We start from the raw sequence: 22,574 nt of genomic DNA, 5'->3' as shown, positions 1-22,574 counted from the left end.
ATGGCAGTTTTTTTTAATTTATTATCTTCGTCAAATGCCCTTATTAACACCAATGGACAAATACAAAAATAAATATAGAACAACATCGCGCCGATTACCTCATTGGGATTATTCATCAAATGCCCTTTATTTTCTGACTATTGTTACACAAAACAGGGAATTTATTTTGGGAGATGTAATCAATGCCGAAATGATATTGTCCGAAATCGGAAAAATTGTCAATGTCGAATTTTTGAAATCATTTGAGATTCGCGATGAATTGTTTTTGTGCGAATATGTCATTATGCCCAATCATATACATACCATTGTGGAAATATGCCATCCGCCTGTACAAACGCCTGACCCAAATAATGTAGAACTGCACGACCCGAATAATGTAGAACCGCACGGCCCGAATAATATAGAACCGCATGGCCCAAATAATGTAGAACCGCACGGCCCGAATAATGTAGAACCGCACGGCCCAAATAATGTAGAACCGCACGGCCCGAATAATATAGAACCGCATGGCCGTGCGGTTCTACATTTAAAATCGGAATCCAATTTCAACGATTTTTCCATTAAACGTAATCCGCCAATTCGATTACCAAAATCCATTTCATCATTTATGGCGGGATTCAAATCGGCGGTAAATACAAAAATTGATGATTATATTGACGAACATAATTTGTCAATTCCAAAATACAACAGAAACAATCATTTTTTTCAACCCAATTACCACGATCACATTATAAGGAATAATTTTGAATACCAAAGAATTACCAATTACATTATTCAAAATCCTACAAAATGGAATAGTGACAGATTAAATTCAGACAATTCATGAGCAAACAAAGCGAACAAATTTTAGAAGAACAACTTTTAGCCCAATTGCAAAAATTGGGTTATAAATATAGTGCTATTACGAATGAAAAAGAGTTGTTGAAAAACTTGAAAACGCAACTTGAAAAGCACAATAACATTCAATTTAGTGCGGCGGAATTTGAAAAAGTACTGAATATTGTCAACAAAGGATCAGTATTTGAAAAAGCCAAGATATTGCGTGAAACGAAGCATCACATCCTAAGAGATAACGGAGACAATCTCTATTTTGAATTTCTGAACGTAGAACATTGGTGTCAAAATGAATACCAGGTTAGCAATCAGATTACTCAGGAAGGGAAATATGAAAATCGTTATGATGTTACTTTACTGATTAATGGGCTGCCATTAGTCCAAATAGAACTGAAGCGTAGGGGTTTGGAAATGAAGGAAGCTTTCAACCAAATCAATCGTTATCAAAAGCATAGTTTTGGAGCAGGTAAAGGGCTATTTCATTTTGTACAACTGTTTATTATCAGCAATGGTGTAAATACCAAGTATTTCAGCAACTTTGGAACACATAAGCAGGAATATCTTCAAACTTTTCATTGGACAGACGAGAACAATAATCCTCTTAATAACATTCTGAATGGTTTTACCGATGCTTTCTTAGAACCATGTCATATCAGTAAAATGATATGTAAATACATTGTACTTAACGAAACTGATAAAAAGTTAATGGTTCTTCGTCCATATCAATATTATGCCGTGGAAAGTATTATAAAAAAAGTTACTGAAAACGAAATATTAAATGGTTATAATGTAGAGAAAAACGGATATATCTGGCATACCACAGGAAGTGGAAAAACCTTAACAAGTTTCAAAGCCAGCCAAATTTTATCAAAAATTCCAGCTATTAAGAAAGTGGTTTTTGTAGTAGACAGAAAGGATTTAGATTATCAAACCAATAAAGAATACGATAGTTTTAGCAAAGGCTCAGTAAGTTCAGCAACCAATACCGACGACCTTATCAGGAAATTCAATGATCCGAATGTAAAAATTATTGTTACCACTATCCAGAAGCTCAATAATGCTATTTCTGGCCGGAATCTAGCTAAAATGAAAGCCCTTAAAAACGAAAGAATGGTATTTATTTTTGATGAATGTCATCGTTCACAATTTGGAGATACACATCAAAACATTGTGGATTATTTTGCTAATATTCAATTGTTTGGTTTTACTGGTACACCAATTTTAGCAGAGAATGCCAATGGAGAAAAAACCACAGCCAGTTTATTTGGTAAATGCCTCCATAAATATGTAATAACTGATGCTATTAGAGATGAAAATGTTTTGAGATTCTCGATTGAATATATTCAGACTTTCAAGAAAAAGGAACATATTATTGATTTGAAAATAGAGCAAATCAACGAATCTGAAGTCTTTGAAGCGCCTGAGCGCAAGGAAGCAATTATTGATTACATCATTCAACACCATGATCAGAAAACACAATCTAAAAAATTCTGTGCGATGATGTGTGTTCAAGATATTGATGCCGTTATTGAATACTACGAAATTTTTAAACGTAAGAAACGGAGTGGCGAACATAATTTAAAAATAGCAACTATTTTCAGCTATGCTCAAAACGAGGAAGAAATAGAAGATGCTGTTTACTCACAATTAAATATAGCAGCTGAACCTCAAGCGGAATACGGATATAAGCCTCATCGTAGAGAACTGTTGGAAAATTATGTGCAAGATTTCAATGAATTATTTGGAACGGCAGAAAACATTAAGGACAGCGAGGGGTTTTACAATTATTACAATGCTGTTGCCAGAAAATCCAAACATCCTAAACACGAAACGGATATTTTATTAGTGGCTAATATGTTTTTAACGGGTTATGATAGTAAAAATCTGAATACATTGTATGTTGACAAGAACCTTCAATACCACGGTTTAATTCAAGCTTTTAGTCGTACCAATCGCACATTAGACAAAAACAAAACGCAGGGAAACATTGTGTGTTTTCGAAATCTTAAAGACAAAACAGATGAAGCAATTGCTTTATTTAGTAATAAAGAAGCGATTGACGAAATTATTGTTGAACCTTACGAAGTCTATGCAGAAAAATTCAATGAAGTAACTCAAAAGCTGCTAGAAATTGTTCCTGAGTTCAGTGCGGTAGATGATTTGTATACCGAGGAAGATAAGTTACAGTTCATTTTGACATTCAGAGCGCTCATACGGTTACACAAAAAAATGAGTCATTATTCAGAGTTTAGTTGGAATGATTTAGAAATGGAGGAACAGCTTTTTGCAGATTACACCAGTAAGTATTTGGATTTAAAGGATAAACTTAGTAGTAGTCCTTCGTTAGAAAAAACATCTATTCTTAACGATATTGACTTCGAATTGGAGTTGATTAGACGCGATACAATCAATGTTACTTACATCATCCAACTATTGATTAAGTTTAAATTAAAACACAGCGCGAAAGATAAAGAAAGTATTGATAAAGAGATTTCAAACTTGTTGAATACCGAGGTATCATTGAGAAGTAAAAGAGAATTGATTGAGAAATTTATTCAAGAAAGCCTACCTAACATTGACGATACCGATATTATTCCTGAGGAGTTTGAAAAATTCTGGAATGAAGAACAAGAAAAAGCACTCCAAGATTTAGTGAAAACTGAAAACCTTTCTGATGAAAAAACTGAAAAATTGATAGAAAATTATCTTTTTACTGAACGAGAACCTTTAAGAAAAGAAATTTTAGATCTTCGTATAGAAGGAAGACCTAGTGTTCTTAAATCTAAAGAAATCGGTGATCGAATATTGAATAAAATTTTAGATTTTGTAGATACTTTTGTTAATGGTATATCTGGAGTTTAATACCGAATAAAATTATAATGCCATTTCGCAGTAATTTTTTGCTGTATAAATCGAAGCATATTTAAGCATAAATCATGATCGGATAAAAAAATGGCCAAATAATTATGACAATTGAGGAATCGACAAAAATATGCGAAAGCTTCGTTTACCACCATGCAAGCTAAATTTGCAAGCGGTAGAGTAGAAGCCATCGTTTTTTCGGCTGTAAAAAATCAATTCCTGAAAGCCGAATACGATGGTTTAAAAAACAATCTTCAATTGCAATTCATCGATTTAAAAATCAGACTGTTGAAAAACAATGCTTTGTAGCATAGTCCCAATGTTTTCTATGCTAAATTATAAAATGAGGTCTAGTGTTATCGCACCCAATACCAAATGATGCCTGGATTAGGCATACATCCTTCCGTACCACAGCCTGAACTAATCCAAGGAGCTGGTGTCCAACCAGTTCCTGAAATTAAAGTTCCCCACCATGATCCGCCTGAGCAGTTCAAACTGGTGGTTACAAATCCTTCATTTCCACAATTGGAGTACCAAGGCATTCTTTGTTCAATCCCTCCATCATGGTATATCCAAGTACCAACACTTCCATTTAATCCAAATTTTGTATTTATGGTTACATCAGTTTGCGTATTAGTAGAATTTGTAAAAGAATAAGCAGCATTGGCTGTCCATATACCTCCATAGCTTCTCCTTGAATTTGCATCAATCATATATTGAAAACCACTACTGCTTTTTTTGATATAGTCTGCCCAGCCAATAATCGAATAATTAGAAGAGATACTTGGGGAAGATGTATTTAAAGAAATAGCATTGCCATAATTCCATCCTGCATTACTTGCATTACACATAATCAATGTCCATCCACCACCATCAGTTGTCATATCGGCATAAATTTGAAAAGGAGTTCCTCCATTAATATTGGAATTGCTTATCCAATACAATCCATCAGGAGACGATGGATAATCCTGTTTGATTTGATAAGCACTAATTGATGCGGTAGCTGCTGTCAATCCATTCTTTACTGACGAAATTACTTTTCCGTTTTGGGTCAATCCATTTCCATGACCTACATTTCCATTTTTATTTATGGATTGAGGAATATTGGCATCTATTTTTCCATATTTATCTATTGTTGGAATTTGTTTAAAAATGGCAATTTCATCAATACTACCCGATCTAATAAAAATATCAAATCGATCCATTGCTGGAGCAAAACCAATTGCTGAGGCAGATGGACTCGTTGGATTCAAATAATTAAAAGTGGATAAGTCAGGATTAATCCACATTTCTGTTTTATTCAAGTTATAGTCTATACGAACCACTACCAAATTTTGTGCACTTAAACTTCCTGAAGACGAACTCAAATTAGCAAGAGAAGACGCTAAAATAGACATATTCGAACCACTAGTCGAACCAATACCGCCAGTTTGTGTTGCTCCATTATAAAGCCTGATGGTAGGAGTTCCTCCTCCTGGAGAAGCTTCAAAAACGGATATAAATTGAAAATAAACAACCCCTTGATTTTGCAAAGGAAATGACCTTTTTAAAGATGCAATTTCATTACAGGCGCTATAACAAGTGGCATCAAATTCAGCTTTCAGACCGGTGGTTGTCAATCCAGCATAATTAAAACCTGTTGTTGAAGTTTTTAAATATCTACCTTGATAGGATTGTGACCAGTCAGTTGACCAACCACTACCACCGCTAGCATTTAATAATGATGAACCACTGGTATAATTAAAACCCTCATATGCAACAAGACTAAAACCAGAAGGTGTTTGCGCATTTCCTGAGTAAATAAAGGTTATTAAAATTAGCAACAAACAATTAATGTGATTGGAAAATTTATCTACCATAAACTTCAAATTAAATCTATTCATCTATTTGATTCTTTAAAGCATTGTTAGTTTAATAATAAAAATCAATTTGAATTCTATCTCCTGCTGTTAAATTATAATTACCATTATTAGATGGAATATATGTTAAAGTAGTCCCTGAAAAAGAACAAGCCGTATTGCTAATTCGAACTCCATTTACATACATTTTTATTATTCGACCTGTCAAAGGAGTTTGAGTTACTGTAAAATTAGTTTGACTAGCAGTGGCTGTAAATTCAGCATTCACTTCTCTCGGCCCAGAAGAAACTGTTCCGTCTGCCATTAAATACTGTATTGAAGTTCCTCCTGATTTAACAAAAGAAGATCCAGTTACCGCACTACTAAATGTTTTTGCCCCAGCAACAGTTTGAGTAGTGGACAAATCCACAAAGTTTTGAGTTGCTGAACCCGTACCTCCGTTAGCCAATGGCAAAACTCCACTATAAGCGTTTGCAGTTGTTGATGGAGTTGTCCAAGCTAAAGTTCCACTGCCAGTGGTTGACAAAACTTGACCGCTCGTACCATGGGAGTTTGGATAAGTCACTACTCCTGTTGTCAAGGTTCCGCTTGCAGTAACCGTTCCCGTGAAAGTCGGAGAAACCAAATCAGCTTTTAAATCTAATGCACTTTGAGTAGCTGTGGATATTGGTTTCAATAAATCCGTAGTATTGTCAACATTTCCTAATCCAACCATTGTTTTGGTAATTCCAGAAACCGTTCCCGTGAAAGTCGGTGAAGCCAAATCAGCTTTTAAATCTAATGCACTTTGAGTAGCTGTGGATATTGGTTTCAATAAATCCGTAGTATTGTCAACATTTCCTAATCCAACCATTGTTTTGGTAATTCCAGAAACCGTTCCCGTGAAAGTCGGTGAAGCCAAATCAGCTTTTAAATCTAATGCACTTTGAGTAGCTGTGGATATTGGTTTCAATAAATCCGTAGTATTGTCAACATTTCCTAATCCAACCATTGTTTTGGTAATTCCTGAAACTGTTCCCGTGAAAGTCGGAGAAGCTAATGGAGCATAAATACTCAAATCTTGATCACCAGTGTTTGTGCCAGTAATGGCAGCTAATTTTGTTTTTTCTGCACTCGAATAATCTTCAGTTGACAAACCTTTACCCGAAATTTTGTCCACTTTCAAAGCCAAGGAGGAAGTAAGCCCTGTTTCTGCTGCCGTGGCTCTTGAAATTTCAGCATTTAAATTAGTGGTCAAAGTAGCATCGCCTGTTGCTCTTGTGCTAGCTTCGTTGGCAATACTTGTTGTCAAAACGCCTTCGGCTGCCGTGGCTCTCAAAACTTCCGTTGCCAAGGCTGTCGAAGTAGTTGATACGCTTGCATCCACATAGGTTTTAACCGCTTTTTCTGTTGGGAATTTTACATCTGAATTTGAAGCGAAAGTACCATCGATACTTTTGTTGGCTGTGTTTTCTTTGGTAGCTTCTGCTGCATTGGCTCTGGTGATTTCTGCATTCAAATTCGTGGTCAAAGTAGCATCGGCTGTTCCTCTTGTGCTGGCTTCGTTGGCAATACTTGTTGTCAAAACGCCTTCGGCTACCGTGGCTCTCGCAACTTCTGCATTCAAATTCGTGGTCAAAGTAGCATCGGCTGTTCCTCTTGTGCTGGTTTCGTTGGCAATACTTGTAGTCAAAACGCCTTCTGCTGCCGTGGCTCTCGCAACTTCCGTTGCCAAGGCTGTCGAAGTAGTTGATACACTTGTATCCACATAGGTTTTTACCGCTTTTTCTGTCGGGAATTTTACATCTGAATTTGAAGCGAAAGTAACATCGATACTTTTGTTGTCTGTGTTTTCTTTGGTGGCTTCCGCTGCAGTGGCTCTGTTGGTTTCGGCTGTAATTGCGGTTGCATTGGCCAATTCTGCTGTTCTGGCTGTTGTTGCTTCTGCCGCAATTGCATTGGCATTGGCAGTTATTGCCGTAGTATTTGAAGCTATCGCATTGGAGTTGGCTAATTCTGCTGCTAAAGCTCTTGCTGTTTCTGCAGCCAGTCCTGCCAATCCTGTTGATGCGTTTGCGTCAATATAAGTTTTTACCGCTTGTACCGTTGGATATTTAACATTCGAATTAGCATCTATAATGAGATCTGTACTTTTGTTAGCGGAATCTTCTTTTAGATTTAATACTATTTGGGTGGCTGTACTGATTGGTTTACTCAAATCACTGGTGTTATCGACCTTTTCAAGAGCTAAATTCGTTTTCGCTCCCAAAACGGTAACAGCATTAGTACCACCGCTTTCAATGGATACGACGCCAGTAACATTTTCGGCGTTTTGTGCAGAAAAAGCAGAAGGTACCGAAGTAAAAAGTTGGTTGCTGATTTCTACAAAAGTGGAGCATTTTCCATTGATATCCATGGCCACTTTCAAGCTTTTTTGATCAGAAGTCCAATAGATATTTGAAAATGATGCTGCGTAGCCCGCTGATTGATTTCCCGATCCTATAATGGTATTTACCATTCCAAATGCATCTGTCGTTGTATTTATGGTTTCCTGGTATTCGGTTCTGGTGTCGCTGTCAATAATGGTGAATTGCAAACAGATGTTTTTATTGGCCAAAGGCTCATTGGTATTATTGATCCCGGGTACTTTTCCTCCATTTGGATTAAAAATAATGGCCTGATAGCTTATGCCGTTTTTCTGAGAATAAATTACCGATGAAACAAATAAGAATAAAAGTAAAGTTATCTTTTTCATAATTATTTTTTATTAATTGCAAAATGAATACCAAATAGAATTTGATTCGTATTAAAAGATAGTTTTTCTGCGGAAGTGTTAAATGGTTTTAAACTTTGTGAAAACGCATACCCAAGACTTAAATAGCCCAAATCATTTAGTTTATAGCGTGTTTGAACCCCAACGAAGGGCGAAAGTACTATTCCTGAAAATTCATCTTGTCTCATCAAATCATAAATAGCTCCATTACTATTTTGCTTGCCGTAAATGATTGTCGAAAGATTAACTCCTCCTTTTAAGGTCAATTGAAAATCATTGTAAACATCGAAATTATAAGTTGCCGCATTTTGAATACCAATATATTTGGTCTCCCATCTATAACTTTCAAACTGAGAACCCGCCACAGCGTTGTAATCATTTAATGTCAGGGCTATGTTATAATAAAATTTTTCTGTTTTCGTTGGTCTAGAAAATCCCACTTCATAGCTTGAACCAGTACCGCTTTGAAGTGGTGTGGCCATAGTTCCATTTGAACTTTTGAAAACATATTTGGTAAAATTACTCCCGGCCAAAAAATAGGCCTCTTGGGAAAACAATTGGAAAGACGTGATTAAAAAGGCAATTAGTAGGTAGTTTTTTATCATTGTTTGATAATTTTTGTATAGTAGTTGAGGTTGGTGGCATTCAATCGGACTAAATATTCTGAAGTGGGTAGTGATGCCAAGTCAATAGTCAGAATAGTATTGTTCAATTTTTTCTTTTGTTCGTAAATCAAGCGTCCCATTATATCAAAAATTGAAATGGATATAACATCCGTAACCGGTTTTGAAAATTGAAAATTAATGCTTGCAATAAATGGATTGGGATAGTTTGTGATTTTAATGCCTTCGATTGTAGCTATAGCGTTGGAGGCAATATATTTGCCCCATAGACCTTGCTGAAATCCTTGCATAACAACATAATCTTTATGGGTAGCAGTCGCTGCCAAACTTTGCTGACCAATGGTTTGTCTTATGATCAAACCATCAGCTGTTTTAGTTGACAATCCTTGAGAAGAAAGCATTTGATGGTGCAGGACTTGCCCTTGAAAAGTGATACTGAACAACAAAAGTAAATACTTCATGCGAATTTAATTTTGAGCAATAGTAAAACAAAAAAATCGATGTTTAACAACATAAAACCGATGAAATGCACAAATAAAGAAAAATAGTAAGCGTTTTTTAGTTTTTAGTAACTATTCAAGTCCGAAAATTCTGAAATAAAAAACAGTTTAGGAAGCAAAAAAAGAGATTGTTTTACTGTTGATTTAAAAACAAATTAGTTAATTTTTAATTTTTTTGTAACCCAAAAGATTGAATTACTACTAGATATATTTATATTTTTGCATTCTGGCAACTGGAATAAAAATTGCTTTTTAATTTCATTTCAAAAAATATAAATTTTGATTGTAAACTTACTTTTCATCATTACCGGCTTATTTGGTATTTTAACCGTAATCATAACGCTATCAAACTACAGGGTAAATAGAATGATGAATTTTTATTTAACTCTGATTTTTGTTTTAATGTCAATTCGTTTTTTATTAAACGGATTTTTCTCCTTTGGTTATTTAGGTTTTTTAAAAGAATATTATATTAATTACAACAAGTTTCTAATACTGATCATTCCCAGTTATTATTTGTATTTTAAAAATTTAATTGCCAATCAGAAGTTATTTATAAAGAAAGATCTTGTCCATTTTGTTTTTCCGATCGTGTTTTTGGTTATAAACATAGCCATCGTCAGTACAAATGATGAACTTCCTGCTTTTTTTTATTTCTCTACCTTTTTCGTATTATTTCTGTATAATATAAGCTATTGTTTTCTGGCTTACTACCTCTTAAATAAGAATGTTTGGACCCAAAAAGACAGCCCGATAATTAATGGTAAATACGCCAGCTTAATTAAAAAATGGACTCTTTTTTTGTTTATCATCCTATTACTGAATTCGATTAAACTTTTTATGACTCTCTTTTTAGAAGACAATAGACATGGTTTTGTTGCTGGCGAACGTTTTCAGTGGCTTGGTGCGATAGTATGGATATTGACCTTTTTTAAAGTTTTAATTTCTCCGGAAATACTTTATGGATATGCTATTTTTAATACTCCCATAAAAGAATCCGCTACCTTCAATCTGCCATTGGATACTGATTGGATTGTTGAATCTAACAAAGACCAAAAAAATCTTCAGGATAGCAAGCTAAAAGAAAAAATGGATCCCAATATTGCACGCTATATTAGTGAAATCGAGAAAATTGCTTTAGAATTTGAAGTGTTTAAAGATTCGAAATTTTCAATGAATGATTTAGCAATAAAATTAAATATCCCAAACAGCCATTTAAATTATCTGTATAAATACCATTCTAAAATTTCGTTTTCAGATTATAAAAAGAAAATCCGAATTCGTCGTTCGATTCTATTGATCGAATCAAACTATTTAAAAACAAATACGATAGAGTCCTTGGCAAAAGAAGTTGGCTTTGCCTCTTATAATCCTTTTTTTACCAGTTTTAAAAGTATTACAGGAATCTCGCCGCAAAAATATATAGTGTCTCTATAAATACCCCATTAGCAGCTCATGCATAGATTATTTTAAAAATTCGGTGTACAAAAACGTATAAAATATGGCTATCATCACTGAAATAAAATTCCCGATTAAATAAAAATCATTATAAGTTGATTCCTTTAGTTTATCTTTTTCATCTATTCTTTTTAATCTTGTTGCTAGTTTTAAGGCTCCAAATAAAGTTAAAGCATGGGGAAATCCATTGATTAATTAAACCGTTAAAAAAATTCTTTCTACAACCCCTTTTAATAAAGATTTGTGGTCGATGATTTTTGTAGACCGGATGGACTAGGGGTAATAAAATAATAGAATATTACCAAAAGGATTTCCATGCTGATGACTAATAGAAAGAAACGAAAGTAACTCATATTTATGTAATTAAGCTTATTGTTTGAATGATACTTTTGGCTGAATTATAACTATCAATATTTAAGGTTTTTTCTCTTTTCCATAACAATGATCGGTTCTTATTCATGATTTCAGAAACAATTTTATAATCATGGTATTGGATAAAATTGGATGCAATTTCATAGTCTTTCTCTACATTCCACTTTTCAACGATATGACTGTAAATTTTAAATGCATTAATCAGAATACTTTCTTGTAATTTGTTTTCTATGGCAATGACAAAACGTTCTTTAGTATTTTTCAATTCATTTAATCTGTATCTGGCGTTCGTTAAACCACTTCCAAGCATCTCATGAGCTATAATTTTATTTATTGGAGTCTCTATTTCTCCTTGATGTAAAATATACCTCAATTTAAAATTCAGCTTATTTTTTATAATAGTTTCTTCAATATTTAAAATGATAGCTATCGAAGTTGCCAAATTCTCAATAATACCCTGAAATTCGTCACCTAATGTTATGGTCAAGGGGGAAAGAATGCCTTTTTTATGATCGTTATTAACCTGTTGTATTAGAGATTTAAAATCGTGCATAAGCAGACTTTGATTCTTATCACCGCTTGCAATTATATCTCCCATTAGAATAAAATGTTTCATAGAAAATGAAATTATGTCTTGTATTTCTTTTTTTGTGAAACGTTTCTCAATTAGGCTCTTTTTTTCCATTAGGGTAGTTTTACTCAAAAACATGCTAAAGCACTTTCCTTTGTTAATTAGAAGGAAATAGAACTGATTTATTTAGTATCAGGTTTGTACAGTCATCTTTTGGTGAAAAAAAAATAGAATGGGAGGGGAGTAAATCAGCTTCTATTTTTTTAGCACTCTTTACTTCATCTGTGCGCTGTTGTTCGCCTGTTCGTTTGTTGGAGGCAACGAAAAATGAGCTGTTTGGCGGTCAGTTTTTTAGATAGTTTGATTTTCAGGAAATACAAATGCTATATTTATTTTTCCTGGAAATACTATTTTAAAATATTTTTAATTGCTATAGGATCGGAATTCCTATCCAATGTAATATAAGCATGATGACCGCTGTTATTCCGAAACTGCACAAAGTAAGAATACGCCAATAAGTAGAGCGTCCATTCCCAAATCTCCAAATTCTTTCACCAGCTTCTTTTCTGTTTGATTCTAAAGTAAATTTCGACAGTATGTATGTTATAACAATAAAAATCAAAATGGCAATTAACCAAAATTTCATCATAATTTAAATTTTTAAAATGTTGTTCAATTTAGATGTCAAGAGTAGCGCCTACGGCTGTTAGGGCATCGTTATTGTTATTCCGCCGGTTGCGTTGTTGGCAATTGAGTCATATCCATATAGAAAATCTCCCAAGTGTGTCCATCAAAATCTTCAATAGTTCGCTCCTGCATAAAGCCATGATCCCGCATTTCGGTAGGTTCTATTCCACCGGCTTTTAGTCCATTAGCCATGATAGTATTTACTTCGTCAATGCTGTCAGTCGAAAGTGAAAAAAGTCCAGCCAATTTAGATTTGGTGTCTGCAATAGGTTTAGAAGCAAAGCTTGCGAATTTTTCGTGCGTCAGCAGCATTACAAAAATAGTTTCGCTCCAAACCATACACTTTGCGGTCTCGTCTGAAAATTGAGGGTTATTTGTAAATCCTAATGCAGTATAAAAGTCCATAGATTTTTGCAGATCTTTTACTGCTAAATTGATAAAAATTTGTTTTGCCATTTTTTTAATATTTAATAGTTAAGAATAATTCGTTATTTTAAAGCTGTCGGTTTGTGTTTTTGTATAATCATCACCTACTGCTCTATAACTAAAAATCGCTAAACGGGGCTTTTTTTTATTAATTAGAAACTAATAGAGCTGATGTTTTCTCATAACCCAATTGAACTGCTTTGACTTTTATAGCTTTGTCATACATTTTGTGCAGTTGTTGCATAGCTTAAAATTAAGGTTTATTTTTTAATTTTTTCTAAGGACTACGTTAGTATGTCTGGTTTTTTTCTGATGGTTTTTAACCATATGCTTGTAAAATAAGTGTTTTACTATTTCTGCGCATAGAATATAGGTTGCGATTAATAAGAACATCCATAAATAAAACAGAAAAGGTAATTTTACAAAACTGAACCAAACGGATAATGGCGTAAAAGGCAATATAAGTACAAATAGGATGATTATTGCTGTTGCGATGGAGAGATATTTTCCGGGCAAACTCTTAAAAAAAGACAATTTTGTTCGCACAACGAGTACTATCAATGTTGCTGAAATGACCGATTCGATAAACCATGCCGTTTGGAATTCTTTTTCTTTGGCCTGAAAAACCAAAAGTAAAATGGCAAACATCAAGAAATCGAATACCGAACTTAATAGTCCAAAAACAATCATAAATTTTCGAATAAAGGAAAGATTCCAGCGTTGCGGTGATGCTATAGTCAGCGCATCAACCCGATCGGTTGCTATTGCCATTTCAGGAAAATCGGTTAAAAGGTTGGTAAGCAAAATTTGTTTGGGTAATAAGGGTAAAAAAGGAAGAAATAAAGAAGCACCAGCCATGCTGAACATATTTCCAAAATTGGCGCTGGTGGCCATAAAGATATATTTCATGGTATTGGTAAATGTTTTTCGACCTTCGATAATACCGTTTGTTAAAACATCCAAATCCTGACTTAATAAAACAATATCTGCCGCTTCTTTGGCAACATCTACAGCTGTATCTACCGAGATTCCTACATCGGCAGTATGCAAAGCTGGTGCGTCATTGATGCCGTCACCCATAAATCCCACAACATTGCCACTACTTTTTAAAAGGAAAATAAGCTGCTCTTTTTGATTGGGTTCTACTTCTGCAAAGATATCAGTAGCTAGAACCTGATGCATTAGTGCTGCTTTGGTCATTTTTTGTAGTGCTGCACCTGTCAGTATTTTAGGATCTTTAATGCCAACTTGTAAAGCTAAACTTTTTGCCACAAGGGCATTGTCTCCTGTAATAATTTTAAGTTTTACGCCTAGGGTATCCAGTTTAGTAATTATTGCTTCTACATTTGGTTTAGGGGGATCGAATAAAGTGACAAATCCTAAGAAAATCATTTGTTTTTCATCATCCCGAGTAAAATTACTTGCTTCGTTAACTGGTTTATAAGCCACGCCCAAGGTTCTAAAACCCGCTTCACTTAATTCTTCATATTGTTTGGTTATGGATGCGCTAGCTTCTGATATGGCTGTCAGTTTTCCTTCGGAAATCTCAACATGGGTGCAGATAGACAGTATCGCATTCAAAGCACCTTTGGTAATTGCCAGATTTGTTTTTTCTCCTTGTACTACTATTGTTAAGCGTTTGCGAATAAAATCATACGGAATTTCATTCTTTGCTGTATAAGTATCTGAGGTATCTTTATAAGCTAAACAAATTGCCTCATCGATAGGATTCCGAAATCCTCGCTGCAGCGAGGCATTTAGCCAGACATATTGCAATACTTTAGCATTGTGTTTTCCATCAATATCCAAAGTGTCTTTTAAGTTTACTTTTCCCTGAGTAATGGTCCCGGTTTTATCCGAACAAAGGATATTCATGCTCCCGATATTTTCAATAGAAGAAAGCCGTTTTACGATGACTTGTAATTTGGCCATTCTTTTTGCTCCTATAGAAAGATTGACGCTAATAATGGCAGGAAGTAATTGAGGTGTTAGTCCTACGGCAAGTGCAAGGGAGAACAAAAAAGAATCCAGAACTGGTTTATGCAAAAATACGTTGACACCAAAAATAATAATCACGAGTACCAGGGTAACTTCCATTAATAAATAGCCGAATTTGCGTATACCGGCTTCAAAATTGGTTTCGGGTACTCTTAATTGGAGATTAGCCGATATTTTTCCAAATTCTGTTTGTTTGGCTGTTGCCATAACTAGTGCTGTTGCTTTTCCGCTAATGACACTCGCTCCCATAAACAAAGTATTGCTTCTCTTAGAAAGTACTGTATTTGCAGCTAGGGGAGCTCCAGAACTCTTTTCTACGGGGAAAGTTTCGCCGGTAAATGCAGCTTCATCAACAAATAAATCTTTGGAATCTAAAATAAGACAGTCGCCAGGAATGATATCTCCAGCCGATAAAACGACTACATCGCCTGGAACCACTTCTTCAACGGCTATTTCTTTTGAAGTGCCGTTTCTAATTACTCTGCATTTTAACCGAACCATTTTTAGCAGTTCTTTTACTGCATTTTGAGCTCCTTTTTCCTGCCAAAAACCAAGAAAACTGCTTAGCAATATGATACAGAGAATAATTAATGTATCAGAAATATCCCCCAAACCTGCAGACAATAGAGCTGCAACGATAAGTAATAAGGTTATTGGACTTTTAAACTGTGCAATAAACAGAATAAACAGAGAGGAATTAGTGTTGCTTTTTATGGAATTAGGGCCATATTGTTTTAATCGATGAGCAGCTTCCAGATCATCAAGTCCATTTGCATTTGCAGCTACTTTATGATAGGCATCTTCGGGGCTTAAATTCCAAAAATTATTTTTAACATCAGATTTACTTTCCATGAATCATTTGTTAATGTGCAGTATAAAGATAATCAATAAGGGGCAATGGTATAATTTTTTTTACTATTCTCTTTTCGGGAAGGATCAATTTCTGCAACAGTTTGTAGAGGATTTTTAGCTGTGCTGCGGATTGTCGTTATGATTTTTAAGAGATGAAATAAAAACGGATAAAATGAAAAGAGAGTCGAGTGCTCTAACAAAAAGAGTATTCCTATACTTATTTGGCGTATCGGGTTGAGTGTGTCGAGCAAGCAAGAAGCTAAATCAATAGCTAGTCTTAGTTTTCACAATCATACTATCAATTTTGGCTTTTGCATAAAATAAACGGAACAAACAGGAAACAGTGTAATGACTTCCAAAGCACAGGGGAAAGAACAGGACACATTATTGTATAATTAATGGTGTTTCCTTCGTCGTTAAAATAAATAGCTCTTCAATTCAAATAAAGTCACTGTCAATACTAGTTTTGTTTTCATGTCAGACTGTTTTTAGTGTTTTTTGATTATTTCTGAGCATCAGAATTGCTTTTTCTGCTCTTGTTTGTCGTGTAGCTTCTTGTTTTGCCGAACCAACCCAGTCGCAATATCCTTGTTTGTAGGATTGGGATAAAGTATCGAAAAAGTCTTTCGCTTTTTTGTCCTTGTCAAGTAGATTTTGTAGCTCATTCGGAACTCCTTGAATGTGTTCTCCTTTTTTTAACATGTTGTTTTATTTTATCTTTTGTATGATGTCTGTTTTAATTTTGCCTATGGTTGCTTGGAGGATTAGGAAGCTGAAACTTTCGATGAAACACTGATTTAGCAAATAGACTACGTTGTTTTTCAGAAGATAAATATAGGTGATTTAGCTTACAATTTTATTCTTTTTGCAAAACGAGTTCATTTTATAACACATCACTGAAATTTCCCATTATCGGATCTGTTTCTCAAGTTTAAAAGTAGTGATCACTAGCCGGATAGCTGTTTCTAATAAATATAGAAATAGGTAACGCTAATCATCATACCACATGAAAGGATTGACTTCGCCCCATTTTATTTCGGGTGGGAGCAGGTGCAAAGACAAGTATAAAACAGGATCCTCAGCTCAAAGAGTAGGATACAAAAAAGAAAGAAGAATGGCAAATTGTAGTTAGAAAGTCGGGGCGACTTATGGAACGAATCAGTGCGTTTTTGATTCAATAAATGATGCAGTGATATTTGCATCGTTTGTAAATTCTATGAATAGAATTTACTGATTAACGGGTATCAAGCTCGTGTACCTTTTCGTTGGTCATAGATGGAAGCTTGGAAAACCTCTATGTTCTTGATGCCGTTTCGCCAAGCTGTCAAATCAGTAAAAACACTATTGGATTAAGCCTTCTCTAATTTTAACGCTAGGATTCGTCTTTTGTTGTGCGAACAAGGCTAATGCCTGAGATGAAGAATATAAGCCCCAGTACACCATAAATAATGAGCATTTTAATATCCCGTGTGCCGCCAGTAGTATCCATAAATAGTACAGCAGTATAAATAAGACTAGCTATTCCGAGAGCAGTAAGTAAGGCTCCAAAGATTCTTTTTAGATTCTTGATTTTTAGTTTTATGGATTAGTTGATGTATAACATTTAATTTTTATTAAGGAGTATTGTTTTTGAAGGCTGTTCAATTTAATACCTCATATTGTAATAATGCGACATGCCTTTTTTATACATGCATATTCATCAAATTATCGAAAAGGCCAAAAACCTTGAGGAGCCAAATAATTACAACAATCACAACCACAATGTTAAATATTTTTTTGATTGTGCCATCCATAGGGATATAGGTATTGACAAGCCAAAGAAGAACACCTACAACAATTAATACAAGTAATATAGTGATTAGTGACATAAAGAATGATTTAGAAGTTAATTAAAAGTATTCCGGCTCATTCCGGAAAGAATTACATAATTTTAAAAATGAGTCACATTATCCCCGTATTTAAAAGGAATAAATGTTATTTTGTTAATATCAAAACAAATAATAGTAAGCTAAACTGTCACGTTCTTTTTTTATATTTTTTTTAAATCAGAAATTGCGGGTCCGTTTATTACTTTGCCTTCATTGGTAAAACGGGAGCCGTGCATAGGACAATCGAATGTTTTTTCGTCGGCATTCCATTGCAGTATACCATTTAAGTGCGGACAAACTGCAGAGAAAGTATGAAGCTTACTCTGATGATCACGATAGGCAGCGATTTTTTTTAATCCGAATGAAACAATCCCACCTTCACCTAGTTTTAAGTCGTCTATTTTTTTTATATGTTCCGGACTAATCCAGTCTCCGTATTGGGCTAGCATGTTTCCCACTTCGTGTAAGTAATCAACAGTAGTTTTTAGTGTAATTCGGGAAGGGTCGTATATTTTAATCCAGGGATTTTCTTTGCCGGTAATTATGTCGGTGATAATCATTCCGCCAAGGGTTCCATGTGTCATACCGTTGCCCGAATCACCTGTTATAATGTAAATATTGTCTTCGCCCGGATTCCTACCAATATACGCCAATGAATCGACGGGTTCCAGTACCTGACCAGACCATTTGAATTCGATAGCCCCAATAGCTGGAAAATGTTTCTTTGTCCATTTCTCCAGTTTAGCATAACGATCTTCTTCTTTAATATTCTCATCATCAGCCTGTCCTGTACGATGGTCTTCTCCACCTGCAATCAATAGGTCGTATTTATAATCAAATTCTTCCAAACGAACGTAATGATAGGGCTTTACAATCCATTTTGAATTATGATCGCCGGTGTCCCACCACAAGGCATAAGGTAGTTTTTCTTTGGGTACTTTGGCAGCTATCACATAGGTGCGATAAGGCCATTGTTTAGTATGCATCATTAGCCAGTCATTGCCGGGCGTGTTAGTTGCAACTACAATATGATTTGCTTTTATCTTAAAACCGTTTGCATTAGCACCCGCGGTGCTAATATTTTCCGCCTTTGTTTCTGTATAGATTTCTCCTCCAAATTTTATAAACGCATGAGCTAATCCTTTAAGATAAAGAAGGACATGAAACTGGGCCTGATCAGCAAATTTAAGACAGCGTTTTCCTTTTTCAGATGCAATAGACGGAACTGAATTTAACATTTCAGTAATCAGTCCTGCACGCTTTGTAGCTTCGTATTCTTTTTCTAAAGTTCCCTTGGTATCAGAAGGGTCTAAAAACAAATAGCCATCGACTCTTTTAAAATGGCAATTAATTTTGTGGCGTTTTACGGTGTCTGCGATCCATTCAATAGCGGCCATGTGACTATTGGCGACTAATTGTGCAGTATGTTCGTCGAAAGTTTTTTCCAATTCAAAATAATGGTCGTCAAGCGCACAAGTAATATGAGTGGTAGTTCTTCCCGTTTCGCCACTTCCAATACATCCGTCTTCAACTAAAATGACCTTACGCCCTTCCTTTGCAAGACAATAAGCAGTGGTAAGTCCAGCGATACCCCCTCTTATAACTAAAATATCAGTATCACTATTCTGGTTTAATTTTTGAAAAGCAAGCGGTTTTATTGCCGATGAAAACCAATAAGAAAGATTTTCTCCAGAAGTTATCGTACCATTTTCAGATTCAGATGTATTATCAGGAGTTTTCATTTGAGACTTTTTTAGTGGAGGTTTTCGATTATGCTCGTTTTGGTTTTCCTTTGAGCACCTTGGGACATTAAATTTACGAAATAAATTTAATACTATCTCCTCCTTGGGAGGAATTAATTTCAATAAAAAAACGATTTCATATTTGTTAAAACACTGAAATTCAGTAAGTTTTAAACTTGGGTGCAACCGAACTATACCTTAGTGTTTCGTGTAGATAGAGAGTTTAAAATGACTAATATCTACTACCGGGAACGTAAACCTGCTTGTTATCAACAGCGCTCTGTCAAAAGCTTCGATTAGTTATCAAAATAAAAATCGCTCCATGAACTTTTAAAAAATACTGTTTTGAATTGTTTCAAAGTGTAGGGCAACATAGTTCATAGCCAATAATAGTATTTTAACGTGCATAAAAAAAATAACACATTGATAATCTGTAAATTACATAAATTTTTAATAAAGTTTTGAAACAATTTCAAATATAATAAATCGACCTTTATATTCCTGGAAGTAAAGACAATTCCAAAAGTCTCTACCTCCTGGCTAATTTTTTTTTAAAAGTAAACCGTTCAAAATAAGAAATCATGATAAAAGTTAAAAGAAAGCCTAATATCTTCTTGCATGTGTTGCATTAATGGACTTACAAAATCCGATAAAAAAATAGCTTGATAGCCTTAGCCATAGTTTAAACCCGAATGGAAAGCAGAGTAGTGGTAAGGGAGCGCTAAACAAGATAGGTTTATCTATTAATTTCGGACAAAAAAAAACCATTGTGCAGAAGATTATTTTAAAATTAAGAATCATTCAACAAACAGTCTAAAACCTATTATTTTGAACTTCTATTTAAAAAATGTTTTTGAAGATATCGGTAAAACAGTGCTTTTTACTGCGCGCTTTTTTAAAGAAATCTGGAGACCACCCTTTGAATTTAAAGAATTCTTTTGGCAATGCTACCTCATTGGTTATAAATCTTTGCCGCTTGTGAGCATTACCGGTTTTATCATGGGGCTCGTGCTCACTATTCAGTCGCGTCCAACATTGATAAAGTTTGGAGCGGAATCTTGGTTGCCAAGCATGGTGGGGCTCTCGCTATTAAGAGAGATTGTTCCGGTAATTACAGCATTGATTTGTGCAGGAAAAATCGCTTCGGGTATTGGAGCCGAATTGGGGTCTATGAAGGTGACAGAGCAGATTGATGCTATGGAAGCTGCGGCAATTAATCCTTATAAATACTTGGTAGTTACCCGCATTATGGCAACAATAATTATGATTCCGATTTTAGTGATTTATGCCGATTTTATTGGCATTTTTGGCGGTTATATTGGGTTCAATATTCATGAGGATATAAGCTTGTACCGCTATTTTTCGGATGTACTGGAAAATCTTGAATTTTTAGACATTATGCCCGCCACTATAAAAACTTTTTTCTTCGGATTCTGCATCGGATTAATTGGTTGCTATAAAGGATTTAATGCAGAAAGCGGAACCGAAAGTGTGGGTAAAGCAGCCAACTCGGCCGTAGTAACTGCTTCCTTAAGCATTTTTATTATTGATATGATTGCCGTGCAAATAACCGACTTATTTTACTAAGATTATGATAAAGGAAAGACCAATGAAGGAAAAAAAGCTTGAAAATCCGATAAGGCAAACAATCATAGAAATAAAGAATTTACGCAAATCTTTTGGTGATAATGATGTTTTAAAAGGGGTAAATCTATCCGTAAAAAAAGGAGAAGATTTGGTAATACTCGGCAGATCGGGTTCAGGAAAATCGATAACCATAAAATGTTTAGTAGGTTTAATTCGACCCGATGAAGGTGAAATAAATGTTTTTGGAACAGATATTACAAAACTCAATAACAAGGATCTAAATGAGACCAGAGCTAGGATAGGTTTTCTTTTTCAAAATGGAGCTTTATATGACTCCATGACTGTGAGACAAAATCTAGCTTTTACGCTAAAACGCCATTCTGGCTTTTTAAAATCCGACGAAATTGAGGAAGCCATTATTGAAGTTTTGCAAAATGTAGGTTTGGAAGAGGCTATCAATAAAATGCCGGCGGAATTATCCGGCGGAATGCGTAAAAGAATTGGACTAGCAAGAACCCTTATTGTAAAACCGGAAATTATTTTATATGATGAACCCACATCAGGCTTAGATGCCATAACTTCCAGAGAAATAAGTGGATTGATATTGTCAATTCAAAAAAAACACGATACATCATCCATTATTATCACCCATGATATGGCCTGTGCAAAACTTACTCGCAATCGAATCATGATTTTGAAAGATGGAGTGATCCATGCCGAAGGCTCTTATTCTGAATTAGAAAAAAGCAAAGACAAATGGGTGCGTTCTTTTTTTATATAATCATTAAAATATAGCAATCATGCATAAAGAATCAAGCTTCACATGGAAATTAGGAATGTTTGTCACAATAGGATTGGTGCTATTTATTGGGACTATTTATTTTATCGGAAAACAAAAGAATTTATTTGGTGCCACTTTTAACTTAAAGTCGCAATTCAAAACAGTAAGCGGCTTAAAAGTGGGGAACAATGTTCGTTTTTCGGGGATAAATGTGGGCACGGTAGATGGAATCGAACTAATCAATGACTCTTCTGTTGTGGTAAAATTGGTATTGAGAAAAGAGGTGCAACAGTTTATAAAAACAGATGCAAGAGCCGCTATTGGCTCTGATGGATTAATGGGAGACAAAGTACTTACGATCTATCCTGGAACACTATCAAAGAACACCATAAAGAATAATGGAACCATTGCGTCTAATAAAGCAATAGAAATGGAAGATATAATGAAAGGAGTCAAAACTACTCTTGATAACGCAACTATAATAACAGATCAGCTAGCTGAATTTAGTTACAAAATAAATAACGGAAAAGGTACTTTGTCAAAACTGCTGAGTGATGAAAAAATGGGGCAAAAACTAGATGCCAGCTTGTCGAATCTGGAATCTGGAACAAAAGGATTTAATCAGAATATGGAAGCCGCAAAACATAATTTTTTATTGAAAGGTTATTTTAATAAAAAGGAAAAAGCCGAAGCTAAAAAACAAAAACAAATACAGAAAGAACTGAAAAAAGAATCGAAATCCAACAATGAACAATAAACTTACTTTGATCATGCCGATTATAGGCGACCAAATTTTTTCAAG

General features: G+C 34.8%; 17 protein-coding genes. 7 read left to right on the top strand and 10 right to left on the bottom strand.

The annotated features are described in order from the left end of the window. The first annotated feature begins 52 nt into the window (after positions 1 to 52). From BUB25_RS08895 to BUB25_RS16430, 3 genes are all read left to right on the top strand, one after another. Positions 53 to 826: a transposase gene (locus BUB25_RS08895; protein ID WP_139256901.1), complete on the top strand. Its 774-nt coding sequence runs from the start codon at positions 53 to 55 to the stop codon at positions 824 to 826. Continuing rightward, positions 823 to 3,696, top strand: coding sequence for a type I restriction endonuclease subunit R (locus tag BUB25_RS08890; RefSeq protein ID WP_072943168.1), 2,874 nt, complete (start codon positions 823 to 825; stop codon positions 3,694 to 3,696). The genes BUB25_RS08895 and BUB25_RS08890 overlap by 4 nt, the downstream gene beginning before the upstream one ends. A 111-nt stretch (positions 3,697 to 3,807) precedes the next feature. Continuing rightward, on the top strand, positions 3,808 to 4,005 hold the full coding sequence (locus BUB25_RS16430; protein ID WP_139256900.1) for a hypothetical protein: 198 nt from the start codon (positions 3,808 to 3,810) through the stop codon (positions 4,003 to 4,005). 47 nt (positions 4,006 to 4,052) lie between these two features. On the opposite strand, the gene BUB25_RS08885 is transcribed toward BUB25_RS16430, so the two are convergent. Genes BUB25_RS08885 through BUB25_RS08870 form a run of 4 tightly spaced genes read right to left on the bottom strand, consistent with a single transcriptional unit; the run spans position 4,053 to position 9,391 of the window. Then, positions 4,053 to 5,579, bottom strand: a complete 1,527-nt coding sequence (locus BUB25_RS08885) for a fibrinogen-like YCDxxxxGGGW domain-containing protein (RefSeq protein WP_139256899.1) — start codon at positions 5,577 to 5,579, stop codon at positions 4,053 to 4,055. A gap of 28 nt (positions 5,580 to 5,607) precedes the next feature. Beyond that, positions 5,608 to 8,289 carry a beta strand repeat-containing protein gene (locus BUB25_RS08880; RefSeq protein WP_072943162.1) on the bottom strand — a complete coding sequence of 894 codons (2,682 nt, stop codon included), beginning with the start codon at positions 8,287 to 8,289 and terminating at the stop codon, positions 5,608 to 5,610. Positions 8,290 to 8,291: 2 nt separating this feature from the next. Next, positions 8,292 to 8,912, bottom strand: coding sequence for a hypothetical protein (locus tag BUB25_RS08875; RefSeq protein ID WP_072943160.1), 621 nt, complete (start codon positions 8,910 to 8,912; stop codon positions 8,292 to 8,294). Continuing rightward, positions 8,909 to 9,391, bottom strand: coding sequence for a T9SS type A sorting domain-containing protein (locus BUB25_RS08870; RefSeq protein ID WP_072943158.1), 483 nt, complete (start codon positions 9,389 to 9,391; stop codon positions 8,909 to 8,911). Before BUB25_RS08870 ends, BUB25_RS08875 begins: the two co-directional genes overlap by 4 nt. 879 nt (positions 9,392 to 10,270) lie before the next feature. Between BUB25_RS08870 and BUB25_RS16595 the strand changes: the two genes are divergently transcribed. Beyond that, entirely contained in the window at positions 10,271 to 10,867 is a 597-nt protein-coding gene (locus tag BUB25_RS16595) for a helix-turn-helix domain-containing protein (protein WP_170066893.1), read from the top strand. 376 nt (positions 10,868 to 11,243) lie between these two features. Here BUB25_RS16595 and BUB25_RS08860 read toward each other — a convergent pair whose 3' ends face one another. The 6 genes from BUB25_RS08860 to BUB25_RS08825 form a co-directional block, all read right to left on the bottom strand. Further along, positions 11,244 to 11,945, bottom strand: coding sequence for a SatD family protein (locus BUB25_RS08860; protein ID WP_170066892.1), 702 nt, complete (start codon positions 11,943 to 11,945; stop codon positions 11,244 to 11,246). A 609-nt stretch (positions 11,946 to 12,554) separates the two neighbouring features. After that, positions 12,555 to 12,974 carry a VOC family protein gene (locus BUB25_RS08850; RefSeq protein ID WP_072943152.1) on the bottom strand — a complete coding sequence of 140 codons (420 nt, stop codon included), beginning with the start codon at positions 12,972 to 12,974 and terminating at the stop codon, positions 12,555 to 12,557. 237 nt (positions 12,975 to 13,211) lie between these two features. Then, on the bottom strand, positions 13,212 to 15,794 hold the full coding sequence (gene mgtA / locus BUB25_RS08845; RefSeq protein ID WP_072943150.1) for a magnesium-translocating P-type ATPase: 2,583 nt from the start codon (positions 15,792 to 15,794) through the stop codon (positions 13,212 to 13,214). A gap of 477 nt (positions 15,795 to 16,271) precedes the next feature. Next, a complete protein-coding gene (locus BUB25_RS08840; protein WP_072943149.1) occupies positions 16,272 to 16,496 on the bottom strand; it encodes a YdeI/OmpD-associated family protein in 225 nt (74 codons plus the stop codon). Between the two features lie 980 nt (positions 16,497 to 17,476). Further along, positions 17,477 to 17,662, bottom strand: a complete 186-nt coding sequence (locus tag BUB25_RS08830; protein ID WP_072943145.1) for a Thivi_2564 family membrane protein — start codon at positions 17,660 to 17,662, stop codon at positions 17,477 to 17,479. A gap of 161 nt (positions 17,663 to 17,823) precedes the next feature. Beyond that, positions 17,824 to 19,404: an FAD-dependent oxidoreductase gene (locus BUB25_RS08825; RefSeq protein ID WP_072943365.1), complete on the bottom strand. Its 1,581-nt coding sequence runs from the start codon at positions 19,402 to 19,404 to the stop codon at positions 17,824 to 17,826. An 828-nt stretch (positions 19,405 to 20,232) separates the two neighbouring features. On the opposite strand from BUB25_RS08825, the gene BUB25_RS08820 reads away from it, so the two are divergent. The 3 genes from BUB25_RS08820 to BUB25_RS08810 are packed head-to-tail and all read left to right on the top strand — an operon-like array spanning position 20,233 to position 22,529. After that, positions 20,233 to 20,991 carry an MlaE family ABC transporter permease gene (locus BUB25_RS08820; RefSeq protein WP_394336302.1) on the top strand — a complete coding sequence of 253 codons (759 nt, stop codon included), beginning with the start codon at positions 20,233 to 20,235 and terminating at the stop codon, positions 20,989 to 20,991. 4 nt (positions 20,992 to 20,995) lie between these two features. After that, the gene (locus BUB25_RS08815) at positions 20,996 to 21,772 is read left to right on the top strand and encodes an ABC transporter ATP-binding protein (RefSeq protein ID WP_072943140.1); all 777 of its coding nucleotides are present in this window, start codon (positions 20,996 to 20,998) and stop codon (positions 21,770 to 21,772) included. 19 nt (positions 21,773 to 21,791) lie between these two features. After that, positions 21,792 to 22,529 carry an MlaD family protein gene (locus BUB25_RS08810; protein ID WP_072943137.1) on the top strand — a complete coding sequence of 246 codons (738 nt, stop codon included), beginning with the start codon at positions 21,792 to 21,794 and terminating at the stop codon, positions 22,527 to 22,529. Positions 22,530 to 22,574: the final 45 nt, after the last annotated feature.

The organism is Flavobacterium granuli (assembly GCF_900129705.1).
GTDB lineage: Bacteria > Bacteroidota > Bacteroidia > Flavobacteriales > Flavobacteriaceae > Flavobacterium > Flavobacterium granuli.
This window is presented reverse-complemented; position numbering and strand designations above follow the sequence as displayed.

Coding starts and splice junctions, on each gene's coding strand:
- BUB25_RS08895 (WP_139256901.1), top strand. CDS start 53: ATGGACAAATACAAAAATAAATATAGAACAACATCGCGCCGATTACCT.
- BUB25_RS08890 (WP_072943168.1), top strand. CDS start 823: ATGAGCAAACAAAGCGAACAAATTTTAGAAGAACAACTTTTAGCCCAA.
- BUB25_RS08885 (WP_139256899.1), bottom strand. CDS start 5,579: ATGAATAGATTTAATTTGAAGTTTATGGTAGATAAATTTTCCAATCAC.
- BUB25_RS08880 (WP_072943162.1), bottom strand. CDS start 8,289: ATGAAAAAGATAACTTTACTTTTATTCTTATTTGTTTCATCGGTAATT.
- BUB25_RS08875 (WP_072943160.1), bottom strand. CDS start 8,912: ATGATAAAAAACTACCTACTAATTGCCTTTTTAATCACGTCTTTCCAA.
- BUB25_RS08870 (WP_072943158.1), bottom strand. CDS start 9,391: ATGAAGTATTTACTTTTGTTGTTCAGTATCACTTTTCAAGGGCAAGTC.
- BUB25_RS16595 (WP_170066893.1), top strand. CDS start 10,271: ATGACTCTCTTTTTAGAAGACAATAGACATGGTTTTGTTGCTGGCGAA.
- BUB25_RS08860 (WP_170066892.1), bottom strand. CDS start 11,945: ATGGAAAAAAAGAGCCTAATTGAGAAACGTTTCACAAAAAAAGAAATA.
- BUB25_RS08850 (WP_072943152.1), bottom strand. CDS start 12,974: ATGGCAAAACAAATTTTTATCAATTTAGCAGTAAAAGATCTGCAAAAA.
- mgtA (WP_072943150.1), bottom strand. CDS start 15,794: ATGGAAAGTAAATCTGATGTTAAAAATAATTTTTGGAATTTAAGCCCC.
- BUB25_RS08840 (WP_072943149.1), bottom strand. CDS start 16,496: ATGTTAAAAAAAGGAGAACACATTCAAGGAGTTCCGAATGAGCTACAA.
- BUB25_RS08830 (WP_072943145.1), bottom strand. CDS start 17,662: ATGTCACTAATCACTATATTACTTGTATTAATTGTTGTAGGTGTTCTT.
- BUB25_RS08825 (WP_072943365.1), bottom strand. CDS start 19,404: ATGAAAACTCCTGATAATACATCTGAATCTGAAAATGGTACGATAACT.
- BUB25_RS08815 (WP_072943140.1), top strand. CDS start 20,996: ATGATAAAGGAAAGACCAATGAAGGAAAAAAAGCTTGAAAATCCGATA.
- BUB25_RS08810 (WP_072943137.1), top strand. CDS start 21,792: ATGCATAAAGAATCAAGCTTCACATGGAAATTAGGAATGTTTGTCACA.